This is a genomic window from Roseimicrobium sp. ORNL1 (genome assembly GCF_011044495.1).
Taxonomy (GTDB): domain Bacteria; phylum Verrucomicrobiota; class Verrucomicrobiia; order Verrucomicrobiales; family Verrucomicrobiaceae; genus Roseimicrobium.
The window spans coordinates 5,254,811-5,270,622 of sequence record NZ_CP049143.1; the positions used below are offsets into that span (position 1 = coordinate 5,254,811).

Annotated in this window: 13 protein-coding genes; 7 read left to right on the forward strand and 6 right to left on the reverse strand. The window is 59.9% G+C overall.

All coding sequences use genetic code 11. From position 1 onward, the window contains the following. Positions 1–230: 230 nt before the first annotated feature. Together G5S37_RS21265 and G5S37_RS21270 are read right to left on the reverse strand one after the other, a co-directional pair. Positions 231–2,681: a bifunctional serine/threonine-protein kinase/formylglycine-generating enzyme family protein gene (locus tag G5S37_RS21265; RefSeq protein ID WP_165206452.1), complete on the reverse strand. Its 2,451-nt coding sequence runs from the start codon at positions 2,679–2,681 to the stop codon at positions 231–233. Between the two features lie 104 nt (positions 2,682–2,785). After that, positions 2,786–3,472 (reverse strand): sigma-70 family RNA polymerase sigma factor, encoded by a 687-nt coding sequence (locus G5S37_RS21270; protein ID WP_206026087.1) that lies wholly within the window; start codon positions 3,470–3,472, stop codon positions 2,786–2,788. 115 nt (positions 3,473–3,587) lie between these two features. Between G5S37_RS21270 and G5S37_RS21275 the strand changes: the two genes are divergently transcribed. From G5S37_RS21275 to G5S37_RS21290, 4 genes are all read left to right on the forward strand, one after another. Beyond that, on the forward strand, positions 3,588–4,010 hold the full coding sequence (locus tag G5S37_RS21275; protein ID WP_165206453.1) for a response regulator: 423 nt from the start codon (positions 3,588–3,590) through the stop codon (positions 4,008–4,010). 80 nt (positions 4,011–4,090) lie between these two features. Then, positions 4,091–4,795 (forward strand): phosphoribosylanthranilate isomerase, encoded by a 705-nt coding sequence (locus G5S37_RS21280; protein ID WP_165206454.1) that lies wholly within the window; start codon positions 4,091–4,093, stop codon positions 4,793–4,795. Positions 4,796–4,946: 151 nt separating this feature from the next. Further along, on the forward strand, positions 4,947–6,272 hold the full coding sequence (locus G5S37_RS21285) for a DUF1080 domain-containing protein (protein WP_343229928.1): 1,326 nt from the start codon (positions 4,947–4,949) through the stop codon (positions 6,270–6,272). Positions 6,273–6,494: 222 nt separating this feature from the next. Continuing rightward, positions 6,495–8,693, forward strand: a complete 2,199-nt coding sequence (locus G5S37_RS21290) for a hypothetical protein (RefSeq protein WP_165206456.1) — start codon at positions 6,495–6,497, stop codon at positions 8,691–8,693. 16 nt (positions 8,694–8,709) lie between these two features. Here G5S37_RS21290 and G5S37_RS21295 read toward each other — a convergent pair whose 3' ends face one another. The 4 genes from G5S37_RS21295 to galE all read right to left on the reverse strand — a co-directional run bounded on the left by G5S37_RS21295 (position 8,710) and on the right by galE (position 13,383). Next, complete coding sequence (locus tag G5S37_RS21295; protein ID WP_165206457.1) at positions 8,710–9,564, reverse strand: alpha/beta hydrolase; 855 nt, start codon at positions 9,562–9,564, stop codon at positions 8,710–8,712. 366 nt (positions 9,565–9,930) lie between these two features. Continuing rightward, positions 9,931–11,277: an exodeoxyribonuclease VII large subunit gene (xseA, locus tag G5S37_RS21300; protein ID WP_165206458.1), complete on the reverse strand. Its 1,347-nt coding sequence runs from the start codon at positions 11,275–11,277 to the stop codon at positions 9,931–9,933. A 66-nt stretch (positions 11,278–11,343) separates the two neighbouring features. Further along, the gene (locus tag G5S37_RS21305; protein WP_165206459.1) at positions 11,344–12,285 is read right to left on the reverse strand and encodes a hypothetical protein; all 942 of its coding nucleotides are present in this window, start codon (positions 12,283–12,285) and stop codon (positions 11,344–11,346) included. Between the two features lie 87 nt (positions 12,286–12,372). Next, the gene (gene galE / locus G5S37_RS21310; RefSeq protein ID WP_165206460.1) at positions 12,373–13,383 is read right to left on the reverse strand and encodes a UDP-glucose 4-epimerase GalE; all 1,011 of its coding nucleotides are present in this window, start codon (positions 13,381–13,383) and stop codon (positions 12,373–12,375) included. Positions 13,384–13,536: 153 nt separating this feature from the next. Here galE and G5S37_RS21315 point away from each other — a divergent pair, with 153 nt between their 5' ends. The 3 genes from G5S37_RS21315 to G5S37_RS21325 are packed head-to-tail and all read left to right on the forward strand — an operon-like array spanning position 13,537 to position 15,784. Beyond that, entirely contained in the window at positions 13,537–14,694 is a 1,158-nt protein-coding gene (locus G5S37_RS21315; RefSeq protein ID WP_165206461.1) for a Gfo/Idh/MocA family oxidoreductase, read from the forward strand. A 33-nt stretch (positions 14,695–14,727) separates the two neighbouring features. Beyond that, entirely contained in the window at positions 14,728–15,381 is a 654-nt protein-coding gene (locus tag G5S37_RS21320) for a hypothetical protein (RefSeq protein ID WP_165206462.1), read from the forward strand. Between the two features lie 34 nt (positions 15,382–15,415). Next, a complete protein-coding gene (locus G5S37_RS21325; RefSeq protein WP_165206463.1) occupies positions 15,416–15,784 on the forward strand; it encodes a hypothetical protein in 369 nt (122 codons plus the stop codon). Positions 15,785–15,812 lie beyond the last annotated feature (28 nt).

Sequence of the window (15,812 nt, forward strand, 5' to 3'; positions counted from 1 at the left end):
TAAAATTCGCGGCATCGATAGGCGCAACAATCTCAAATGGTTAGGCGCGCTGAAAAGTTAAGATGGGTCGCAAGTGCCGATCGTTCAAAAATGAAAATAGAAAGTTTTATGTTCTTCCGAACATTAAACCTTGAATCTTTATTGGGATTTTGACGGAGGGTCCGTTTTTGGATTCCCCGAGCCTCAATCAGGCATTCCCTCAGCCACTTTTTTTCACTGCCGGAGGGAACTCATTCATCATCCTGGCGAGCGATCACACCATACTCACTTAATACAATGCGGAAGCCAATTTCGTCGGTCTGCGTGCCGGGCGGCACCGCCTTGCGATGGGAGGCGAGTAGTTCATCCTGATTCGCAGAGCGGAAGCTTCCTCCGCGTACGACGCCCAGACGCTTCATGTTGGGATCTTCTCCACCGAAGTCGTCCTGGACCCATTCCCAGACATTCCCCGCGAGGTCACGAAGGCCATTTTCATTCGGCTCAAAGGATCCGACTGGAGCCAGATCGACAAAGCCGTCGTCGAAGCTCTCAATGCCGTCCTTACGCTTCGCCTTCGTGGCGGCGGTGCGGTCCCACATGTTTCCCGGCACGGGAATCGGTGGCCACACAAGACCCCAGGCATAGATGCCGCGCGCGCGCTGATTGCGTGAAGCCGGCGAATCGCCGCGCTCACGCGGCAGGCCCGCGGCCATGCTCCACTCGTCATCTGTGGGCAGGCGATAACTCTGACTCGGCTCCAAGAGGCCACGACCGCGCTCCACCACCGTGAGCCATTTGCAGAAGAGTTCCGCATCGGCACGGCTCACGTGCGTCATGGGCAGGGTCACATCCGAGCGGATGGCCACTGGAGGTGGCTGCGACGTGGGGAGTGTACGAAGGAAAGTGGCAAAGTCCGCGCGGCGCGTCTCCGTGGCGGCGATGAGCACATCCCCCAGCGGCACGAAGTCCATGCCCAGGGAATTTTTCCACTTCCTGCCGAATGCCACAGCATCCGTGGGCTTGAGCTTCTTATCCAGCTTGAGCGTCTTCCCCTCCTCCACCTTGCCCTTGAGCACCTCACGCTTGTAGCCGGGAAGGCTCACCACGAACTCCGCATTCCCCACTTTCATACGAATGGGTCCAAGCGGTGTCGGCCCAAGAGCAACACCATTGTGCGTGACCTCTGCCCTGTCAGGAGTGGTCACGACGATGACCTGACCGAAGTGCAGGCGCACAACCTCCAGTCGGAAGGCCACCCAGTCGGGGTTCGCCGCGCTCCGTTTCACCGAAGTGTCCTGTTTCCAGGCATACTCATAATTGTCATCCAACGCGCCGGCTTCACGATCGTACGCGGTCATCCACTCAGCGAAGGCGGCAGCATCCGTCTTGGGCACCACTACGGGATACTCTGTCTTGCCACCCTTGGGGGTGGTGGGCACCACCTCGCCCTCGAAGGATTGCATGCTGTCATCCAGGAACCGCTGCAGCGACTCCAGCGTCACCGGCTTCTCCGCGACGTGGCGATCCGGATCCGTCTTCCAGTTGAACTTGTGATCAAAGCTGTTCAGCCACATGCGCCCGGGCCGGGGCAGCTTCGCCTGGGCAATCTCCTCCGGCGTGAGTTCACGCGATTCGGGCGCCGGCACCACATGACGCCACTCCGAAGTGCGCTTCGTGATGGAAAGCAGCATGCCGAAGATCAACGACCACAGCACCAGTTTCCAGGTGGCACTCCACAGGCGGCTGCTGAGCGGCACCGGCTTCGGCACGCCCACGGTGCGCAGAGCCTCGGCGAAATCCGCCGCACTGGCGAAGCGCTCCTTCAGATTCGGCGCGCACGCCTGGCAAATCACGCCATTCCACTCGCGCCACAGCTTCCACTCGCCGGCCGAGAGGTCGTCCGGTACCTCGGGGAATTCCATGCGGTCCTTCCCGGAACTGATCTCATACAGCACCTTGCCGAGACTGTAGATGTCCGAGGCAAATGTCCCGGGACCTTCCGGCGGCACGAATCCCTCCGTGCCGACAAAGGAACGCTCCCCGTGCGCGGCCACCAGCCCGATGTCCGCCAGCTTGCACGCGCCACCCACGAAAATGATGTTCGAGGGTTTGATGTCGCGGTGCGTCAGTCCGTAGCTGTGCATGTACCCCAGTGCATCCGCGAGGTAGATGCCGGTCTGCTTGCAGAATTCCAGATTCAGCCGGCCATGGGTCTTGAAGTCCGTGGTCAGCGTGCGCGGCACATAGGTGGTGATGTCGATGTCCTTCCCGTGATCGGCATCGTCCGCGAGTTCCATCACATAATAATAGAAGCCGCGGGTCTCATTCCACCCGACGTGAAGCACGTTCACCAAGCCCGGATGTCCGCGTGAGATGGGCTCGAACTGCTGAATACCCTCGAACTCGCGATGGAAGGTCTTCTCGTACTCAAAGTCCTCACGCCACACCACCTTCACGGCACGCAGGGCGCCTGTGATGGTCTGGGCCAGCCATACCTCACCATAGGCACCCGAGCCGATGCGGCGGATGAGCTTGAGATCCGGAATCGGGATGTCGTCATCGCGGGAACTCAGCGGCTCCTGAGAAGATCGGGGTGGGCCGCTGGCCCGTGCACTGGGGGGCGTTGCGCCTGAAGCTGAAGATGCCCCTCCGGCAGCAGGTGATCCCGCTGACGGCTCCGGGACAGGCTTAGGGGCAGGCATGGAGGGAATAACAGCGGAATTCTAGCAGGCAATCTCCCAACCTTCCAGCAGGGCCCGCATAAAAACCACAACGAAGGGTCGGCCCGCAAGCAGACCCGAAGCCTCTAGAGCATGGTGCTTTCGAGTCCCTGCACCTCTTTTTTAACGAGGGCACCGACGCGATGCTTGGCGAGATACACCTGGGCTGCATTGATCCCGAGCACCTCCGCCGTCTTCTTCACGCCCCAGCCCTTCAGCACGTAGCAGTCGAAAATCTGGAACTGGCGCGGCGAAACACGGCTCTTTACCCGCTCGAGAGCGGCGGAAGTGATGTTGTCCTTCCACTCCTTGTCCCACACTTTTTCGAGCACGTTGTCCTTCTCGTGCGTCAGCCGCTCCATCGCGAGCTCGGCATTTTCAGAATGTTCATTCCCCTGGTCGGCGAGGGAAGGCTGGCGTTTGCGGGCGCGGAAAACGTCGAGAATGCGCCAGCGGGTCATCTGCAGGAGCCACGCCTTGAAGGAACCCGCGCGGGGATCGTACTGACCTTTTTTCACCTGGCGGGCGATGGCCAGAATGGTCTCCTGCACCACATCGAAGGCTTCCTCACGGGTGAGGCCGGCCTTCGTGGCCACGCTAAAGATCAGGCGCCAGTAGGTCTGATAAAATTCATCCCAGACACGATGGTCCTCCCAGTTGTCGAGCTTCTCAATCAGGCTCTTGCGCGTTTTTTCGCACATGGTGCGCTGCTTGCGCTCCTCCCCGCTGGAACGGGGGGTACGGGGCTCCAACTCTGGGGTTGTGCGGGGCATGGGAATAAGTGTCGAGAACGTAGGGGGTTAAGGCAAGCGGAAATTACGCGCCTGCAGACGGCCATCGTGCGGACTTTGTGCGATTGACACTCGCTTTTTCTCTCTATGGATAGGCATGCCTGATCCTACGCCGCGCGTCCTTGTTGCCGATGCATCCCTGCCGAACCGCCGGCTCATCCGGGAATTGCTGACAGCCTTCCGTCATTGTGAAATCGATGATGCCGCCAACGCAGAGCATGCCTTTGAGCGCGCGCTGCAGCGGGAGTACGCGCTTTTCATCTTTGCCATCGACCTCCCGGACCTGACTGGCATCCTGCTGGATCGCTTTCTCGCGAAAGTCTATCCCAAGGTGCACGCCGACGTCATTACCGCGCCGCCGGTGGCCTTTCTAGCACGGCCGGAGGATGCTGCAGCCTTCCGCATGGCTCAGAGCGATGCCCGCGTCCGTGGTTCCGTGCCGCTCCCGCTCAATCTCGACGTACTGATGAACCTGGCTGGCGGCGTACTACCGGCAAAGCCAGCGGCGGCCGCGGAGTAATCCAGCGTCAGCCGCGACCGAACCTCAGGGATTGGTTGAATCCGCGGGCGGCAGTGATTCAGTAATCGTTTTCAGATCCGATGCCCTCAGCACAAGCCACCTCGCCCTCCCCTGCCGATACGTCCGTGATTTCGCCCACCCTTTGCCAGGCGAAGATCTGTGGCGTGACGCAGCGTGATCAGGCCGTGGCGATTGCGGAGCTGGGGGCCGATTACCTTGGCCTGAACTTCTGGCCGAAATCAAAGCGGCATCTTCCGCCAGTATCTGCCGCGGTGTGGTCTCGTGAGATTCCACAGACGACGAAGCTGGTGGGATTGTTTGTGAATGCGGAGGCGGCGTTTGTTTTGGAGACTGCCGCTTCGGTGGGCCTTGCCTATGTGCAACTGCATGGGGATGAAACGCCCGACTACTGCGAGGATCTCATCCAGCGCGGCCTGAAGGTCATCAAGGCCATCCAGGTGAAGGACGAATCCAGCCTCGATGGCATCGCTGCGTTTCCCTCGCAGGACATCCTGCTGGATGCCTATGAGCCCGGCATGCGCGGTGGCATCGGGCACACGTTTCCCTGGAGACTCGCCCGGGAATTCACCCAGCGCTATCCCGAGCGCAACTTGTGGCTCGCAGGCGGGCTCACGCCTGAGAATGTCGCGGAAGCGGTGGCTGGTGTGCATCCGATGGTGGTGGATGTGGCCAGTGGCGTGGAAGATGCGACGCCTGGGGTCAAGAGCCTCGAAAAGGTGCGGCGTTTCATCGAGGCGACACGCTCAGGCGCAGTGGCAAATTAGGCCAGGACTAAGGCTGCTGCACAGGAAGCGCACGATTGCGCATTTTCCTAGAAGTTCCCCGCGAAACACCCTGCGATGGAGGGCGTATAGGTCGTCCTGCATTGATTGCATACTCATGAAAAGCACTCTCTTACTCTCCGCCTTTGCCTTGATGGCCGGCTTCACCTCTGCCGCGGAACCACCCGCAGGCTTCACGACTCTCTTCAACCAGAAAGACCTCAGCGGCTGGCGCGGCGGCAGTACGTTTGACCATCGCAAGCTTCTCGAAATGCCGGAAGCCGAGCGCAAGGCGCAGATCGAAAAGTGGACCGCCAAGATGATGGAGGTCAGCGACAAGACCGGCAAACCCCACTGGTATGTGGAAGGTGATGAACTGGTGAACGACGGCTTCGGTGACTACGCCACCACGGAAAAGGACTACGGCGACTTCGAACTCCTCGTGGAGTACAAGACCGTGCCCAAGGCGGACAGTGGCATCTACCTCCGCGGCGTGCCCCAGGTGCAGATCTGGGACTCCACCGAGAACGATGAGAAGGCTGTGGGCCTCGGCAAGCCCAAGGGCTCCGGTGGTCTCTGGAACAACGCCGCAGGCAACCCCGGCAAGGACCCGCTCGTGAAGGCGGACAAGGGCTTCGGCGAATGGAACAAATTCCGCATCGTCATGGTGGGCAGCCGCGTGAGCGCCTGGCTCAACGACCAACTCGTGGTGGACCACGCCATCCTGGAAAACTATTACGACAAGAAGCTTCCCAAGGAACAGCAGCGCCCCATCCCTGCGAAGGGTCCCATCCAACTCCAGACACATGGCGGCGAAATCCGCTGGAGGAATATCTTCCTCCGCGAGATCGGCGCTGAAGAAGCGAACAAGATCCTCTCCAGCAAGGGCGGCGAAGGATTCAAGAGCGTGTGGAATGGCAAGGACTTCGATGGCTGGGCTGGTCCCCTGGAGAACTATGAAGTTGTGGATGGCGCGGTCCGCTGCAAAGACAAGAAGGGTGGCACGGTGTACTGGAACCAGGATCTGAAGGACTTCGCCGCGCGTGTGGAAGTCAAGGTGCCCGCCGGTGGCAACAACGGCCTGGCGATTCGTTATCCCGGGCAGGGCGACACCGCCTATGTGGGCATGACCGAGCTCCAGGTGCTCGACGACAACGCCGAGAAGTACGCCAAGCTCGACCCACGCCAGTTTCACGGCAGTGCCTACGGCATGGTCGCCGCCCAGCGTGGCTACACCCGCCCCGCCGGTGAGTGGAACTTCCAGGAAGTCACCGTCCAGGGCAGCAACATCAAAGTGGAGCTCAATGGCACCGTGATCCTCGACGCGGACATCAGCAAGGTGGACCCGGCCACGGTCATGGGCTCCAAGCCCGACGCTCCCAAAGCTCATCCCGGTGTGAACCGCACCAACGGCTTCTTCGGCTTCGCCGGCCACAGCGATCCGGTGAGCTTCCGTGCTGTACAGGTCAAGAGCCTGTAGTTCACGACCGCAATCGACAGATTGAACTGAACTGAACAAACACGGCGTCCATAAAGGACGCCGTGTTTGTTTTTTGGCTCACGGCAGACCAAGTTCTTTGATGCAAAACCGTGCAGCGGCCCCATATTCGCCATGGAGAAACTTCGCCGCTGCACTGAAGGCAGTGGCATGCCGTGACATCATCTCGAGCACGGACGTGGCACAGCAACGAGACGACACACCATGAATCCGCAAGAAGACAACCGGAGCATTCCAGAACTGCTCCAAGACCTTGCCAGTTCCACCACCGAACGCCCCGAAGGCATCGTGGACTGGATGCACTACGGATTCAGGTTGCGCTGTGCAGGCATGTGGGACCCGGCGGTCCGGTATGCGACGTTGGACAGCTTGGAAGAGTTGGCTCTCAGCCTGTCCGAAAATGCCGTAGCTCAACTCACGCCTCTCTTCGAGCAACGTGCCTGGATGGCTGGCAGACACGACCTACGGACCCTCGCCGACCTGCTCTGGCCAAGAATCTCGCCCGCCGCGCAGGGAAATTTCCTCGCCGGAGCGATGCAACTCCTGGAAGGCGATGCGTTCTCCGCGTCAGCGAAGGCAGACGATCTCTCCACCTGGATTCTTCAACGCCTGCCTATGACAGGGCTGGAGGCTCCGGCGGCAGCCGAAATTGGGGCCTACGCGATCATCTGCAAAAACTACACCCTGCTGCAATGCCTGCTCAACCGGGATGACTTGCCGGAAGGTCCGGTACCAAGGTTCAGCGGTTACCGGGACCAACTTCGCTTCGAGGAACAGCTTTCGCAGCAAAGTACATGCGTCCTCGACGTGCTCCTGGAAGCTGCCATTCGATGCGTGCGCTCCGAAGCCGTGCAGCTCCTGCTTGAGCGTGGTGCGAATCCCAACATCCCCTGCTGGATCCTGGAGCGCAACTTCAACGAATGGCACAGCGCCCTCTCTTATGCGATTCAAGAAGGGCGGGAAAAGAGCAGAGAAGGAGCACAGAAAATCGTCGGATTGCTGTTGTCGCATGGAGCAGATCCCCAGGGGCTCGAATGTGCGGGGAGGAATCTGCCGCTGATGCTGGCCATCCAACAGCGAGACTGGGCTCTTGCGGACCTGCTTCTGGATTTGGGTGCGACATTTGAAGGCGGCCAGCCCTACGAAGAAAATAGCCACGGGCACAAGGGGAAGGTCATTTCCGAAGTGCACCTCACGATGGGATACCGCGAGGAGGACCTGCAGTGGGTGGATCAGAAGCTCTCACCTCTAATATCTCTCGCAAAACCATGGGAGATTCCTCTCTTTCTCCAAGGCGATGGCCAAGGCGGGCACATCATTACATTTTTGGGCAATCTCGCGTCTGACCAGCACATAGCCCAATTGAGAAAGTATGAAGCAAAGGGACTGGGCACCACGCTCACGCCCATGCTCCTGCTCAATCTCATCAACGGAGGATGCTACGAGGCGCTGCGGCACCTTCTGCGGAACAATCCCGACATCGGGCGAATTATGTTCCGCATCCGGCGGCGCAAACCTGACTTTGCCACGCAGGGAAATGAGCTGATGCGGTGTGTGCCAGAGCATGATGGCTCCCATACGCTATCTGGGTTCCACCCCTGCGAAGAAACCGCGCTCACTCTTCCGGATGGCACTCGCGTGCATGCGTGGCTGGATTGCGTTGCGCCACCCGCGCATAGTCATGGCCCGATAAGCCCGGGATGCTTTTGGCTGCAGACCATTTCGGCGGACCATCGCCGCTGGGGGGAACACCTGAAGACCATCCGCACGCGTCGCGTTTGGCGCGCCGTGAAGGTGCCAAAGAACGACTACCAACTCGAAGATCTCATCCCCCTGGTCAAGGAGGTGAATGACACTTTCTTTTTGCTGGGCATCACCCTCCGCTCATTGAGTTTTGGTCAGAAGTTGCCTGGCACCTGGAAGGAGTGTGTCGAGGTCTGGAAGAATGGAGTCTCCACACACCTGATACGTGAACAGTTCGTGGAACGCATGACCGCCCAAATGTCCATGAATGTGGACGCTCCGAGGCCGGTCCTTGGTGAGAAGGACTTGAAAGCCTACCCTCCCGAATTCTGGCCTTATCTGCTCAGGCTGGACGATGGCACTATCGGCATGACTCCGGACGGCTGCCGTCTCAAGCCGGACATGCTGGACCTCTACGAGGTGTGGGCGCGACAGAACAAACCCGACAAAAATCTCCCAATCGATCCAAGATTACTGGCCTGGAAGATGTGGCCGCAGATCCCAGTGGAACTGCGTCCCTTTTTCCACTTCGACGAATTGTTCCAGAAGCCGTCGGTGCGTCACAATGCCCGCAATCCCTACGAAGAAGAAATGATTCGTGCAGCCGTGCAGTGGAATAACGAATGGATGATGAAATCGCTCAAGGAGGCCGGTCTGTAGCACCCAAAAGCCACGCTCAATCGAGATGACGGTGGAAGAACTCCGCCACCTCAGCGACCTCGGTTTGCCCAATGCTAAACCAGTGTGCCTTGTTCGGGAACACCTTGAGCGTTGATTCCACGCCGTTCTTTTTCAGCGCGGCATCAAGCTCCTCGCTTTGCTGGACGGGAACAAGGGGATCAAGACGGCCATGGAGAATCAGAAAGGGCGCCGCGCCCGGGCGCACGTTAAATGTGGGGCTCGCTTCTGCGGCGAGATCATTGTGTTCCGGTAGCCGTGCCCGAATCAGATTGGCGATGGTGCGGTTTCCGGTCCACGCGTGCTTCTCATACAGCGTGACGAGATTTGCCGGAGGTGACAAGGCGCACACAGCGCGGACATCCGGAGGGCCATCGAGAACGCCAAGGAGCGCGGCGATGTGAGCGCCGGCGGATTCTCCGCTCACCCCGATGCGGGAGCCGTCCACGCCATAGCGCGCTCCATTCTTCTGCAGCCACGCGACGGCCGCGCGTGCATCATGCAATTGCGCAGGGAACGGAGCTTCCTTGCTGAAGCGGTACTCGATGGAAGCGACCGCCAACCCGTGACGGGAGAGCTCCCGGAGCACCACGTGGATGTCCTTCCATCCGAACTTCCAGCTTCCGCCATACATCCAGATCACCACGGGCGGTGGCTCATTGCTCTTGGTTTCCGGGACGTAGAGATTCAGCTTCAAATCACGCTGAGGTGTCCGGGCGAAGACAATGTCGCGGTGCACCTTCTCACCGGAGTGAGAAGGGACGTATCCCACACAGCTTGTCAGCAAGCCCATGATCAGGAGCAACAGGCTCCATGATAACAAACGTGCGCCTGTCGGGAGGTGGCGGTGCATACCAGGATCTTAAACGAGGGTGAGGTGGGTTTTGGGTGCCATCAAGGAACGTAGCGCAAAGGGAACAGGAAAACATTCTGGCGAATGTGCGGATGCTGACGCGCAGAGTCCTTGGACTGCGTGCAGCCCTGCTGCCGCTTTGAAGAGTCCGCAGCCCGCTGCGGCGATGACAACACTCGCACATAAAGTGACATGTCCGGAGAGCTTGGCGACTTCGTCGCGGTAGGGCGTGCAGCAGGCTGCACTTTAGAAAAGCGGCAGCAGGGCTGTACGCAGTCCAGAGCCTTCGGCACAGCTTCGAGATCGTTACCTGACGTTCGTGTACATTTGAAACACAGACCCGCGCCTCCTCCTTGAGACCTGGCCTCATTTATTCCCCGTCGCCACGCTGGAGACACTGCCATTGGCAAACTTCGTGATGAGCATGTCTCCCACGCGCACCTTCGTTGCATCCGAGATGGCCTTCCCAGTGGGGTCGGTAGTCATGGAGAAGCCGCGCGCGAGCACGCCATCCGGGCCAAGGCTCTTCAGCAGCTTGCGCATGGCACGGATGCGTTCGTCCTCTTGATTGATGCGCTGGCGCACGACGCTGGCGAGGCGATGCTGCAGGAGATCCATGCGATGCCCGGCGTCACTCAGCAGCCGAGTGGGCTGGAAACGCTCCAGCGCATGCTGGTGGTGGATGAGCGTGTCTTCGATTTCACGCCAGAAACCCGACAGCGCATCATGGAAGCCGCTTTCCGCATCGTCCACACGCTGCTCGGCATCACGCAACAAACGCACGGGCTCACGGTGGAGCGCGCCCTTGTCCATGAGTTCCAGCACGCGTTCATGCTGCTCAAGCGTGGTATTCACCCGGTAGGCGAGCCGCTTGTCGAGCGCCTCGAAATGGCGGCGTAGTTCGGTGACATCGGGCGCAAGCAACTCTGCAGCCGCACTCGGTGTGGGGGCACGCAGGTCCGCCACGAAGTCGGCGATGGTAAAATCGATCTCATGCCCCACCGCCGAGATGATGGGAATCTCCGAGGCGAAAATGGCGCGGGCCACCACCTCTTCGTTGAAATTCCACAGGTCCTCCAAGCTGCCACCGCCACGTCCCACGACGATGGTATCCGGCACCGGCAGGTCGATTTCCTCCGCGCGGTTCAGTAATTGAATCGCCTTTGCGATTTCCTGTTCCGCGCCCTGTCCCTGCACGCGCACGGGGAAGACCAGCACGCGCACCCAGGGAGCGCGGCGCGTGAGGATGTTCAGCATGTCGCGGATGGCCGCACCCGTGGGTGAAGTGACCAGCGCCACACACCGCGGGAATTTCGGAATGGGCTTCTTCCATTCCATGTCAAAGAGGCCCTCTTCCGCGAGCTTCAGCTTCAGGGCCTCGAAGCGCTGCTGCAGACTCCCCTGCCCCTTCGGCTGCACGGTGCGGACGATGATCTGGTAGTTCCCGCGCGCCTCGTACACGGTGAGCCCGCCGAAGAGCTGCACCTGCATGCCATCCCGCAGCGGCATGGGCAGGCGCGCGCCGGCATTGCGGAAGAGCACACAGGAGATCTGCGCCGTTTCGTCCTTCAGGGTGAAATACTGGTGCCCGGAGCTCTGCAGACGGTGGTTGCTGATTTCTCCCTCGACCCAGACATCTCCCACCTGCTCCTCCAAGAGTGAGCGGATGGTGCGAGTGAGAGCGGAAACAGTGAGGACAGCAGGATCAGGCATGAAAGGTGGCTGTGCTACCGCTTAGGGGATGGCGGAGTCGGGGTCAAGCCTTCACCCATCCTTTCGTCAGGTCGAGCGCAGGGCGCGCACATATTCCCATGCCGCCACCACCATTCCCCTGGCGTCGTGCCACACATCCGCCCAGTTGGCGGTGGGAGACGCCACGATGAAGAGGGCACCAACGAGTGCCAGGTTCGTGAGGAAGATCAGGATGATGGAGAAGAACTCCCCGTTGTGCGCGAGATCGCTCTGCTCGGTGCGCAGCACCTCAAGGGTGAATGTGATGTGAAAGCACCACGTCATGCCCACGAAGAAATACACCAGCCAGGCCCAGCGAATCCACATCGTCACGTCCACGAACGGCAGGGTCCACATGACATCCCCGTGCATGTCCACAAAGGCCTCCAGCAATCCGTAGATGGCAAACACCACCACGGTATAGAGCGGCACCAGATATGGTGAGAGCGTGATGAGCACATTGGTCTTGTCCGTCTCGACATAACCACCCTCATCAGACACGTGCATGGCGTGCACCTTCCCGCCGCTGAGTCGTGTGGCGATCACATGGGTGAACTCATGGGCGAAGACATAGAGCCAGGCCGGCTGCATGCGGAACCAACCCAATACAAACCAGAGCATGCAGCCGAAGGCAAAGAACCAGAAGCCCTCCGACTTCCAGAATTTTCCATCCACCGTGGCGCGGAAGAAGAGCTCCAGCAGCGTGACCACCGCCACGATGCACACCGGCACGAGGAAGAGACCCACCACGAGCTTCCGCTTCTGCCCCGTGGGTGGGATGGCCATGGGGTCGAAGTCATCATCCACGAAGCTGGCATCCCCCGCCTGCTGAAAGTCGGGCTCCGCGTAGTTCGGATTGCTGCGGCGCGCGTCAATGAGCTCCTTCTCATGCGCCGCTTTCAGGCGCATCTTTTCGCTCTTGCCGCCGCCCCCCTTGGCGGTGCGCCGGCTCTTCGCCTGCTTCTGCTGGGCCTGACGGTGCGCGCTCATCGCGGGAATGCCGCCGGTGTGGCCAGCCCTCCCGTGGGCCGCCAGGACTGGCGGCCGTTCGCACTCCTCTGGGCAGGTGGGATCATGTCACAAGACAGCGGCGTAGCGTCCCTTCCGGGGACCAGTCATCCATTTCCAGGCGGATTCAATGTGCTCTTGCGGTTCTTTGTGCCGGGCCTCCCAGCCCAGCAGGGCCTTGGCCTTGGCGGGGTCGGCCACCAGTTCCGGGGGATCGCCCGCACGGCGGGGGCCGTAGGTCACAGGGATGGTCTTCCCGGTCACCCGCTCTGCAGTGGAGATGATTTCACGCACGCTGAAGCCTCGTCCGGTGCCGAGATTCACGGCAACGCTCTCGCCACCCTTCCGCAGATGCTCCAGAGCCAGGGCATGGGCGTCCGCCAGGTCATTCACGTGAATATAGTCACGGATGCAGGTGCCATCGGGCGTGGGATAGTCCGTGCCGAAGACGGTGATGCTCTCAATCTCCCCTGTCGCGGCCATGAGGATGCGCGGGATGAGATGCGTCTCGGGATCATGGTCCTCGCCGATCTCACCATCGGGGTCACAGCCACTGGCATTAAAATAGCGGAGGAAGACCGACTTCAGTCCCCAAGCCGTGTCGCAATCCTTCAGCACGCGCTCCAGCATTTGTTTGCTGGCGCCATACGGGTTCACAGGGTCCTGCGGGTGGGTCTCGTTCATGGGGATGAACTGCGGATTCCCATACGTGGCGCAGGTGGAGGAAAAGATGAATTCCTTCACCCCGTGACGCTGCATGGCCTCCAGCAGAGTGAGCGGGGCGGCGAGGTTGTTCCGGTAGTACTTGAGCGGGTCCGTGACCGACTCTCCCACGTAAGCGAAAGCGGCAAAATGCAGGACAGCCTCCGGCTGGTGCTCGGCAAAAAGCTTCTCCACCAGAGCGGCATCTGCCATATCCCCCTCCACCAGGGTCACGCGATCCAGCGGCAGGGCATCACGATGGCCAAAGACGAGGTTGTCCAACACGACAACCTTCTCCCCCCGCTTGAGCAGTTGCTTGACGGTGTGGGAACCGATGTAACCAGCGCCGCCGGTGATGAGGAGGGTACCTTTTGCCATGAGCCAAGATTTCAAGCCATGTGAATAACTTGCCAAGCGAAAAACTAAAATCCCGGATCACTTCCAGTCTTTCACCGCATGACTTCGGGACGTCATTTAATGTTTATAATTTGGGATTTGCACCCCGCGAAGCCCCCTTATACGCTCAACCTCATGGATACAGTGAGACTCGGCATCGTTGGACTCGGCAACATGGGCAAAGCCCACCTAATGAACATCCGCGCAGGCAAGGTGGAGGGCCTCCGCGTGACCGCGCTCTGTGAAAGCGTCGGCACGCTCCCGAAGCTCATCGAAGGCGAAACGCCCTTCACTGATGTGAATGCGATGATCCACAGCGGCCGCATCGATGCCATCCTCATCTGCACCCCGCACTTCTCCCACACCACCATCGGCATCGAAGCCCTGAAGACCGGCCTGCACGTCCTGGTGGAGAAGCCCATTTCCGTGCACAAGGCGGACTGCGAACGCCTCATCGCGGCCCACACGGACAAGAAGAAGATCTTCGCCGCCATGTTCAACATGCGCACGAACGCCGTCTTCAAGAAGGTGAAGGACCTCATCGACAGCGGTGAACTCGGCGAAGTACGTCGCGTGCACTGGGAAGTGACGAACTGGTTCCGCACGAACTACTACTACGCCACTGGCGGCTGGCGCGGCACCTGGAAGGGTGAAGGCGGCGGCGTGCTGATGAACCAGTGCCCCCACAACCTGGACCTCTTCCAGTGGCTCTTCGGCATGCCGGACAGCGTGCGCGGTTTCTGCCAGTTCGGCCGTTTCCACGAGATCGAAGTGGAAGACGACGTGACCGCCGTATTCCAGTACAAGAACGGCACCACCGCCACCTTCGTGACTTCCACGGGTGAAGCTCCCGGACGCAACTGCCTGGAAATCTCCGCCGAGAAGGGCCGCCTCACCGTGACGGATGGCACCCGCATCCACTTCCAGCGGAACCGCCAGCCCATGAGCGAATTCTGCATGAAGGCGGAAGCCGCCTTCGCCATGCCCGAGAGCTGGCACATGGATATTCCCGTCGACAACAGCGGCGGCCAGCACATCGAGATTCTTCAGAACTTCACCAACGCCATCCTGAAGGGTGAGAAGCTCCTCTCCCCTGCGGAAGAGGGCATCCGCAGTGTGGAACTGGCGAACACCATCCTCCTCTCCACCTGGCAGGACAAGACCATCGACCTGCCCATGTCCTCCGCGGACTACGAGCGCATCCTTCTTGAGAAGGGTGAGCAAAGCACCTTCCAGAAGACCAAGGTCGTGGCGAAGGCCACGTCAGATGACTTCGCGAAGTCGTTCCGTTGATAGATACCGGGCGAGCTATTGGCGGCGGAGACCATGACTGTGGATCAACTCATCGAAGAGGGTCGCAAGCTTCAGCGTCCCTGTGTCTTCCTCACCCCGGACGGCAGCGGCCCCGCCGCTGCCGAATGGTATGAGCTGGACAGCGAAAGAGACGCAGAGGACTCCGCCGGTTTTCGCCGCTGGCTCACCATTGATGCCCAGCATATTCCCGGTGCCGAGGCGGGAATCACCGGGTATGTGAGCATTTTCACCGATGAAGAAAAGTGCGTGGGCGGTCGAGTGGAAGTCACGCCCTCATGGCCCGACCGGGCGGGAACACTTCTCTACGCTCACGCCGCTTCCGTACTGCCCCCGATCGAAGCGGTGTTTGCAAAAGGATCAGAGGCTGTGGGAGATTGGTTGGAGTGGCACAACTGGGACCGCACTTGGCGGTACAATGGAAACTTCAAGGGCGCCGCCATCGCAGAAGCTTATATTCAGGCATGGATGCGAGAGTATCCCATTTACCTGAGTTCGCCGGACATCTACGCCGTGCTCGGGGGCTGGCATTTTCCGATGTCGGATGATGACTGGCTCGACCTGATGGATGAACAATTGATGGTCTTCACCCTCCGCGATTCCGAGCCGTGGGTCGAGGCCTGGCGCACCGGGGCTGGTGAGTTCAAAGTCTTCCAGCGTATCACCTGAGGATCACTCCCCACTCAGGGAGTGGACAAGACAAATGACCGACTGGAATCCCAAAGAGGTGGCGAAATTTTTCGCCACGGCGCCGGAAATGCCTTATGAAGAGGACGCGGAATTCCGCTTTCAATTTCAAGTGAGGGAAGCTCATGCGGAGTTACGTGTGTCTCCGTTCAATGAACTGGTCTTGGTGACGCTCTGGATAACGAAGCCAGAAGAGTGTCTGGCTCATTGGGCATTCGACTGTGTCCGAATCCGCATATGCGAGGATGAGGATGAGGATGAAGACTATCTCGCCATGGAATCCACCACAGAACGCCGTCCCGGTGCACTACAAAACTCGTTTGCGATTGCAAAGCGCGACGACATCTATAGTATTCACGCTGGCTCCATGCGCACTCCGGCATGAGTCGTAAATCAGCGCCTCGGGGGCTCTT